Here is a 7,948-nt window from a genome sequence, read left to right as displayed (position 1 = left end):
TGGCCGTCCCGCACCTTGACATGGATCGCGTCAATGAACACGGCCACGTAGACAGGGCGGTTGGCCCACTCCTGCATCTCGGCGACCACCTTGTCGGTGATACGGAAGATCGTCTCCTTACTCACCGAAGCACCGTAAATCTCGGCGAAACGCGCAGAGATCTCCCCGGTCGTCACCCCCTTTCGCATACAGCGACAGCACGATCTCATCCACATCAGTGAGCCGGCGTTGCCGCTTCTTCACAATCTGTGGCTCGAACGTACTTTCCCGGTCCCGCGGCACATCGATCTCGACCTCACCAGCGGCATCCGAGATCACGGTCTTCGACCGCGCCCCATTCCGCACGTTCGACGACTCCCGGTCCGGCTCGGCCTGGTTCTTCTTGTGCCCGAGGTGCTCGGTCATCTCCTCATTGAGAGCAGTTTCCAGCACACTCCTGGTGAACAACTTCAACAGACCGTCCGGACCGGTCAACGCCAGCCCCCGCGCCCTGGCCTCGGCCACCATCGCCGCCGCGGCGACCTGCTCCGCCGACAGCTGGCCGGCCCAGCTTGGACTCACTCTCGCGTGGACTCACAACATCAAATGTCATCACTCACAGTGCCCATCCCGCCGGACCCAAGCCCGGCGTGTCGGGCCGAAAACACCGATCTCGGAACAGTCCCTGATCGTGACCTATGGATTCCGTATGGAACGGCGATCGGCTCGCGGTACGCCGCCCCGGGAAGGGTGACCTCCATGACCGCATTCTGCGCGACACCTCGTTACCGGAAAGGGACTCGTGACCGATGATGCGCCGAAGGGCCTTTCTCGGCGGGCTACTCCTGGCGTCCGCGGTTGCCGCCTGCGGGGCCGTACCACGCCGTCCCGAGGACACCGCACCCGTTCCGGAGGTCTGGGCCGCCTACGACGAGCACCTGAAACAGCTCGCCGGAGAGGGGAAGTTCTCCGGAGCCATCGCCCAGCTCGCCGGCCAGGGCCGGCTGTCGTTCGAGGACACGATCGGGAAGTATCTGGCGGGCTTCCCGCCTGAGATCGCCACGAAAGTCACGATCCACCAGCTACTCACCCACACCTCCGGGATGGGCACCACCACCCCCGAGGAAGCGGACGCGCGGTCGAACTACCCGATCACCGAGTTGATGGAACGCATCCGCCGCGAGCCCCTCCAGTCCGCCCCGGGCGCGAAGTTCAGCTACAGCAGCGCCGGTTACGTCACCCTGGGAGCGGTCATCGAGCAGGTCACCGCGAGGCCGTACGGCGAATACGTGCACCAGCACGTCTTCGCGCCCGCCGGCATGGCCCATACCGCCGTCCGCGACTACAAACCCGCTGACATTCCCGCCATGGCTCACCCCTATGCCCTGACGGGCCCGGACGGGCAACCCGTCCAGCCCGGTCCGGACCGCGGCGCGGCCCCCGCCGGAGCAGAACTGCGAGACTGGAGTGAGGTGGTGAAACTGGTCGACCATGCCCCGCCGGCGGGGCATGGTCGACCGTCGCAGACATGCTCGAGTTCTCCCGGGTGCTGCTGGCCCATCAACTCCTGAACCCCGAACTCACCAACACCGTGTTGACCGGCAAGGTGCAACCCCCCGGGAACCCACGCCCACCATCGAATGGGAAACGACCGATGGAACCACCCAAATACGGTTACGGCTTCGCCGACAAACGTATCAACGGCGTGCGGATCGTCGGCCACAATGGCGGCACTCCAGGCTACGAAGGCGAAATCGACATCTATCCGGAAACCGGACATTTGGTGGTCATCCTCACCAATCAGGACCAGGTCGAGTCGCCCGCGATGCGGCGTTCGGAGGAACTGCTGACGTCGTAACGGCAGCCGCGGGCCGTCGCACCGTCGGCTGATGCGGAACGTTTCCGAACCCGCACTCGAAAGGAGATCACATCATGGCCCGGCACCAACCGTCTCGACGATCCGTACTCGCGTTGCTGGGAACGGCTCCCCTGGCAGCGAGCACCGTGCTGAGTGCCTCCGGGACCGCCCACTCCGACGCGAGCCAGTTCGACCAGGTATCCAAGGATTTGCGACCGGGCGGGAAGTTCGACAACTTCATCACACAATGGGCCGCCGACGGGAAGTTCGCCGGAACGGTGCTGTTGAACCACCGCGGCCGGACCGTGTTGTCCCGTTCTCACGGCATGGCCAACAGGAGATCGGCGGTGCCGAACGGTCCGGACACCATTTTCAACCTCGCCTCGGTCGGAAAGTTGTTCACCGCCATCGCGATCGCGCAACTGGCCGAACAGGGCAAGGTGGCGTATCACGAGAAACTGGGCGCCTACCTTGACGGCTTTCCGGCCGAGATCGCGGACAATGTGACGGTTCACCACTTGCTCACCCACACGTCAGGTATGGGCGACTTCATGCGAATGGACGGATTCGACGAGGAGGCGAAGACCTGGGACAGCGTGGAGAAAACCTGGAACGGGATCATGTCGTCCGTGCGGAGGACCGGGAAACTCCCCTTCCTGCCCGGCGCCGGATCTATTTACAGTAATTCCGGCTACTTCACATTGGGTGCGATCGTGGCGAAGGCTGCCAACAGTTGCTACTACGACTACATCCGCGAGCGCGTCTTTCAAACGGCGAATATGCGCGACGCGGATTTCTACACCAAGCCGCAGTGGCGTGACAACCGGCGTATCGCCCGCCCGTACGTCCGGCGATCCTCCGGAGAGCAGGTCGATGTCGTCGACGAGCACCACTTCGTCGGCTCCCCGGCGGGGAGTCCCTTCGCCACCGCCGCGGACCTGGCCAACTTCGCCAGGACCCTGCAGGGCGGCAAACTGATCGGCGAACTGCATACCCAGCTCACCCTGAGTCCGAAACTGCCGATACCACCCGATGCGTCCGCTCCCGGCGAGCCCCTGCAACCACGCTTCGCGACTTATGCGGGAGGCGTCACCCTCGCCGACGACCAGTGGATTCACGGGCACAAGGGCGGCGCCCCCGGAGTGTCCGCCAGCGTGCAGTGGTTCCCGGCCACCGACTGGACATCGGTAACGCTCAGCAACTACGACGACGGTTCCACCGAACCGATCAACGCACTGGCCCGGAAACTCATCTCCGAACACCGGCCGAGAACCTGACGCGCCCAAGGTGACAGTGCCACAACACAGCGCCACAGGAGGCGATTTCGATGACCGACAACAAGCTGCCTCGACGATCCGTACTCGCCGCGATGGGGACCGCTCCGCTGGCCGCGAGCACCGCCCTGGCACCCGCCGGAATCGGGCACGCCGACTCTTCCCGGACCGATCGGATACCCGAGGACCTGCGGCCCGGTGGCAAGCTCGACCGGTTGGTCGTGCGATTGGCCGCCGAAGACAAGTTCTCCGGCACCGTGCTACTGAGGCATCGGGATCGCCCGGTGCTGTCCCGCTCCGTCGGTATGGCCGACCATCAGCGGTCGATCCCGAACGGCCCGGACACCATCTCGCTGGCCTCGATCACCAAACTGTTCACCGGCGTCGCCATTGCCCAACTCGCCCAACGGAACAAGGTGGCCTACCACGAAAAGCTGGGCGCTTACCTCGACGGCTTCCCGGACGAGATCGCGGACCAGGTGACCGTCCACCAGCTCCTCACCCACACCTCCGGTATGGGTGACCACATGCAACTTCCGGGGTACGAGAAGGCAGCGGCCACCTGGACCAGTGTCCAACAGACCTGGGACGGCGAGCCGGAGTTCGTCCGGAAGACCGGCCTTGCCTTCATACCCGGATCCGGTTGGCGCTACTGCAACACCGGCTACCACGCCCTGGGGGCGATCGTGGCGGAGGTGTCCGGCCAATCCTACTACGACTACGTCCGCGAAAATATTTTCACGCCGGCGGGCATGACCAGTTCGGACTTCTACACCAAACCGCAGTGGCGTGACGGCAGGCGCATCGCTCATCCCTATGCCCCGCAAGACTCCGGCAAGCGTGTCGACGTCCTCGAAGAGGATCCCCACTTTGTCGGTTCGCCCGCGGGGGGGGGTGTCCCTATGGAATTTGTCAAGCCGTGTGGGGTGCCGGATGTTGGTAGAAGGTCTTGTTGCGGAGCATGGCGAACAGGACGTCGCAGCGGCGTCGGGCGAGGCAGATGAGGGCGGCGTTGTGTTTCTTCCCTTCGGCCCGTTTCCGGTCGTAGTAGGCGCGGCTGGTGGGGTCGGACAGTGCTGCGAAGGCGGCGAGGAAGAACGCGCGTTTGAGCTTGCGGTTGCCTGTTCTGGCGGGATGCTCGCCTCTGATCGAGGACCCGGAGCGGTGGGTGACGGGTGCGATGCCGGCGTAGGCGGCGAGGTGGCCGGAGCTGGCGAACGCGGAGCCGTCGCCGATCTCGAGCAGGATGCGGGCGGCGGTCCTGACGCCGATGCCGGGCATCGAGGTCAGGACCCGGGCAAGAGGGTGCGCATCGAGTATCTCCTCGACCTCGGTGGCGACGGTTTTTCGTTGCGCCAGAACGGTTTTGAGGCTCTCAGCAAGCCGGGGCAGCACGGTGTCCGCCGCGGCGGTGCCGGGGACGACCACGGTCTGTTCATCCAGGGCGGCGAGGAGGTTTTCGACGAGTTTGGCGCCCATGCGGGGCGCGTGCTTGGTCGCGATCGACGTGAGTTTGCGGCGCCCGGCCTTGCGGATGCCGATCGGGCCGCCGCAGCGGGACAGGATCTCCAGCACCGCGAGGTGGGTGACTTTGGGGCCGAGGACGCGTTCGAGTGCGGGGTGCAGGCCAGTGAGCAGCCCACGGATGCGGTTACTCAGCCGGGTCGCTTCGGCGGTGAGGTCGTCGTCGTAGCCGATCAGCACGTCCAGCTCGGCCAGGGCCTCATCACCGACGTCGACCCGGCGCAGCGCGTGCGGCAAGGTGCGGGCGGCGTCGGCGATGATGTAGGCGTCGCGGGCGTCGGTCTTGGCGTTGCCCGGATACAGGTCAGCGATCCGCCGCATCGCCAGCCCGGGCAGATACGCCACCTCGTGACCGCAAGCACGGGCCACCGCGACCGGCAGCGCACCAATCGTGGCCGGCTGGTCCACCACGACCAGCACCGGGCCGTGCACCGCGAGCTTGGCGAACATCGCCCGCAGCTTGGGCTCGCTGTTGGGCAGCGGCGCATCGTGCAGCCGCTTCCCAGCCGGGTCCAACCCGACCGCGTGGTGCTCGCTCTTGCCAACGTCCAGGCCGAGGAACACCCCGTAACCGTTGTCCATGCACGGTATCTTTCGTATCGTCGCGGCCGGTCACCGATCGAGCATCGACGGCCAGCAGCCACGTTATGGAGAGACCTACCCTACGGGCGGCCGTGTCCCTATCAGCGGTCCCTCGATGCCACCAAACCCGGTGACACCACCCCCCGGATCATGGGTACGACTGGGGGCATAAGTCATGCCGGGCCTGGCGACCAGAGCCCCTTGATCAGGAGCCACCAAAAAGATAACGGGGGGAGGCTTCGCCACCGCCGCGGATCTCGCCGGATTCGTGCAAGCCGTGCTGGGCAACAAGCTGCTCAACCCCGTATACACCGACCTCACCGTCAGCCCGAAACTGGCGATGGAGCCCCGGCCGGTCCCTCCCGATATGTCCCCGCAGATCCCCTTCTGAGCCTATGCGTCGATGGTCTTCATCATCAACGGCCACTGGGTCCACGGGCACAGCGGCGGAGGGCCCGGCATATCCACCAATGTGGACTGGTTCCCCGGTACCGGGTGGACGGCGGTGATACTCGGCAACTACGACGGCATCAAGACCGTGGAGCCCATCCTGTTCCTGGCCAGGAAGCTCATCACCGAGCGATAACCCGCGAAAAGGTCTCGGTTTCAGGTGACGCCGGGATGCCCACCTCGAAGGCTTGCCGTGTGGTGTGCACCTATTTTGCGGGTGGTGAGGGGTCCTGGGAGAGGTGCAGTACCCGGGCCAGTTGTTGGCGGGTGAGTGGGGGGATGGGCAGTTCGCGGAGGGGGTCGGGCCGGAACGCTTCGAGGAACAGGGCGCACTGTCGGCGCCATGCGCGTGGGCTGATGTCCTGGGTCATCATCACGGCCGAGAACATCGCACGCAGGGTGATGAAGACGTCGGCGGCGTCCAGGTCGGCCCGCAGTGAGCCCTGCGCCTGCCCGCGTTCCACGAGTTTCGAGACGACTTCGATACTCTGCCGCCGAGGGTCCTGCAGCAGTTGAGTGTCCGGGAGCGGCGCCAGCAGCAACTCGCCGATACCTCGGTCGGCGGCCAGGAGCTCGCACAGCTGCTCCATGCACCATGCCAGTGCGGCACCGCCGTCGTTCATGCCCAAGGCTTCGTCACCGACTTGTTGGATCCGGCGGAGCGGCTCGGCGAAGACCACCTCAATGAGATCGCGCCTGGTGGGGAAGTGCCGATACAGCGTGGCGTTTCCCACGCCGGCCCGGCGGGCGATCTCGTCCAGCGGCGCCTGCACTCCCTGCTCCGCGAACACCTCTCGTGCCGCGGTGAGCAGCAGTTCCCGGTTGCGCCGAGCGTCGCGGCGCAGTGGTGCTGTCCCGGGCTCTCGTTCACGTCTCACGTCCACACGGTAGCAGCTAACCGTGGACAGCTCCCCGTTTAGTGGCTAACGTGAAATCACAAGTGGGGAGTACTCCCCGCTTGTGGTTCGATGGCACTGTCACTCGATCTCAGGGAGACGCGATGACGCAGGTTCACGCGCGAGATTCCGCTGCCGTTCCGGCATTTCCGATGCGGCGCCCGGCACGATGTCCCCTCGGTCAGCCGCCGGACTATCCGAGGCTGCGTGCCGAGCGGCCGGTCGCGGTCGCCAGGTTGTACGACGACAGCCGGCTGTGGCTGCTCACCCGGCACAAGGATGTGCGCGCGGTGCTCGCCGTCCCGAGGGTGAGCGCCAATCAGAACGCGCCGGGTTTCCCAGTCCCCACTCCGGAGTTGAGAAGAATCGTGCTGGAACTCAATACCAACGTCGGCATGCTGCGCACGGACCCGCCCCGGCACGACGTGCTGCGCCGCATCGTCATCAGGGACTTCACGGTGAAGCGGGTGGAGGCGATGCGCCCGGCCATCCAGCGGCTGGTGGACGAGCGGATCGACGACCTGCTCGCCGGGGACAAACCCGCCGATCTGGTCACCGCGCTGGCACTGCCCGTTCCCTCCACGGTGATCTGCTGGCTGCTCGGTGTCCCTGTGGCCGACCAGGCGGACTTCAACCGGTGGTCACGGCTGACCAACGCCGCGGGCGTCCCCGCCGAGCAGCAGGCCACCGCGAACGCCGCGCTCCTGGACTACCTGCGGAACCTGATCGTGGTCAAGGAGCGGCACCCGGGCGACGACATCATCAGCCGGCTGATCGAACAGCGCGAGGCCGGCACCATCGACGCCGAGGAGGTGCTGGCCAACACCACGCTCATGCTCGCGGCCGGGCACGAGACCACCGCGAACATGATCGCGCTCGGCACGTTGACGTTGCTGCGGCATCCCGAGCAGGCCGCGGCGCTGCGCGATGATCCGAGCCTGGCCCGCAACGCCGTCGTGGCGACCGAGGACATCGAGATCGGCGGACAGGTGATCCGCGCCGGTGACGGGATCGCCGCGCTGAACCTGGCCGCCAACCGCGACCCGGAGGCGTTCGCCGACCCGGACACCCTGGATATTCGTCGCGACACCCGGCGCCACGTCGCCTTCGGCTACGGCGTCCACCAGTGCCTTGGCCAAAACCTGGCCAGGGCCGAACTCCAGGTGGTCTACCCCACGCTGCTGCGCAGGATTCCCAGCCTGCGCCTCGCGGTGGAGCTGGACGAGGTGGAATTCAGGCTCGACGACCCCCTGTTCGGTCTGACCTCGCTGCCGGTCACCTGGGACTGAACACCGATCTTTTCCCACCTGCCACCGACAAGCACGACCAGCCGAGAAAAAGGAGATACTCGGATGTCCAGCCGGGTACGCGCCAGCGTCGTCTTC

8 protein-coding genes and 1 pseudogene are annotated in these 7,948 nt (G+C 65.9%); 6 read left to right on the top strand and 3 right to left on the bottom strand.

From position 1 onward, the window contains the following. Nucleotides 1-507 (bottom strand): annotated as a pseudogene (locus FXO23_RS52085) (transposase); the annotation flags it as partial. Nucleotides 508-788: 281 nt separating this feature from the next. Here FXO23_RS52085 and FXO23_RS48065 point away from each other — a divergent pair. From FXO23_RS48065 to FXO23_RS48050, 4 genes are all read left to right on the top strand, one after another. Next, the gene (locus tag FXO23_RS48065) at nucleotides 789-1,550 is read left to right on the top strand and encodes a serine hydrolase domain-containing protein (protein WP_158895478.1); all 762 of its coding nucleotides are present in this window, start codon (nucleotides 789-791) and stop codon (nucleotides 1,548-1,550) included. After that, nucleotides 1,508-1,837, top strand: a complete 330-nt coding sequence (locus tag FXO23_RS48060; protein WP_158895476.1) for a serine hydrolase domain-containing protein — start codon at nucleotides 1,508-1,510, stop codon at nucleotides 1,835-1,837. The genes FXO23_RS48065 and FXO23_RS48060 overlap by 43 nt, the downstream gene beginning before the upstream one ends. 74 nt (nucleotides 1,838-1,911) lie before the next feature. Next, a complete protein-coding gene (locus FXO23_RS48055; RefSeq protein WP_218952406.1) occupies nucleotides 1,912-3,114 on the top strand; it encodes a serine hydrolase domain-containing protein in 1,203 nt (400 codons plus the stop codon). A 50-nt stretch (nucleotides 3,115-3,164) separates the two neighbouring features. Beyond that, nucleotides 3,165-4,115, top strand: coding sequence for a serine hydrolase domain-containing protein (locus FXO23_RS48050; protein ID WP_246258550.1), 951 nt, complete (start codon nucleotides 3,165-3,167; stop codon nucleotides 4,113-4,115). On the opposite strand, the gene FXO23_RS48045 is transcribed toward FXO23_RS48050, so the two are convergent. Then, the gene (locus FXO23_RS48045; RefSeq protein WP_158895472.1) at nucleotides 4,024-5,217 is read right to left on the bottom strand and encodes an IS110 family RNA-guided transposase; all 1,194 of its coding nucleotides are present in this window, start codon (nucleotides 5,215-5,217) and stop codon (nucleotides 4,024-4,026) included. The two genes, FXO23_RS48050 and FXO23_RS48045, sit on opposite strands and share 92 nt — an antisense overlap. A 403-nt stretch (nucleotides 5,218-5,620) precedes the next feature. Between FXO23_RS48045 and FXO23_RS48040 the strand changes: the two genes are divergently transcribed. Next, nucleotides 5,621-5,803 (top strand): hypothetical protein, encoded by a 183-nt coding sequence (locus FXO23_RS48040; RefSeq protein WP_158895470.1) that lies wholly within the window; start codon nucleotides 5,621-5,623, stop codon nucleotides 5,801-5,803. A 70-nt stretch (nucleotides 5,804-5,873) separates the two neighbouring features. Here the strand turns inward: FXO23_RS48040 and FXO23_RS48035 are convergent, their stop codons facing one another. Beyond that, the gene (locus FXO23_RS48035; RefSeq protein ID WP_281356744.1) at nucleotides 5,874-6,545 is read right to left on the bottom strand and encodes a TetR/AcrR family transcriptional regulator; all 672 of its coding nucleotides are present in this window, start codon (nucleotides 6,543-6,545) and stop codon (nucleotides 5,874-5,876) included. Between the two features lie 122 nt (nucleotides 6,546-6,667). Between FXO23_RS48035 and FXO23_RS48030 the strand changes: the two genes are divergently transcribed. Further along, nucleotides 6,668-7,852, top strand: coding sequence for a cytochrome P450 (locus tag FXO23_RS48030; protein ID WP_158895466.1), 1,185 nt, complete (start codon nucleotides 6,668-6,670; stop codon nucleotides 7,850-7,852). Nucleotides 7,853-7,948: the final 96 nt, after the last annotated feature.

This window comes from Amycolatopsis anabasis (genome assembly GCF_009765355.1).
GTDB classification, from domain to species: domain Bacteria; phylum Actinomycetota; class Actinomycetes; order Mycobacteriales; family Pseudonocardiaceae; genus Amycolatopsis; species Amycolatopsis anabasis.
The sequence above is the reverse complement of the archived record's forward strand: the minus strand, read 5'-3'. Positions and strand labels throughout refer to the sequence as shown.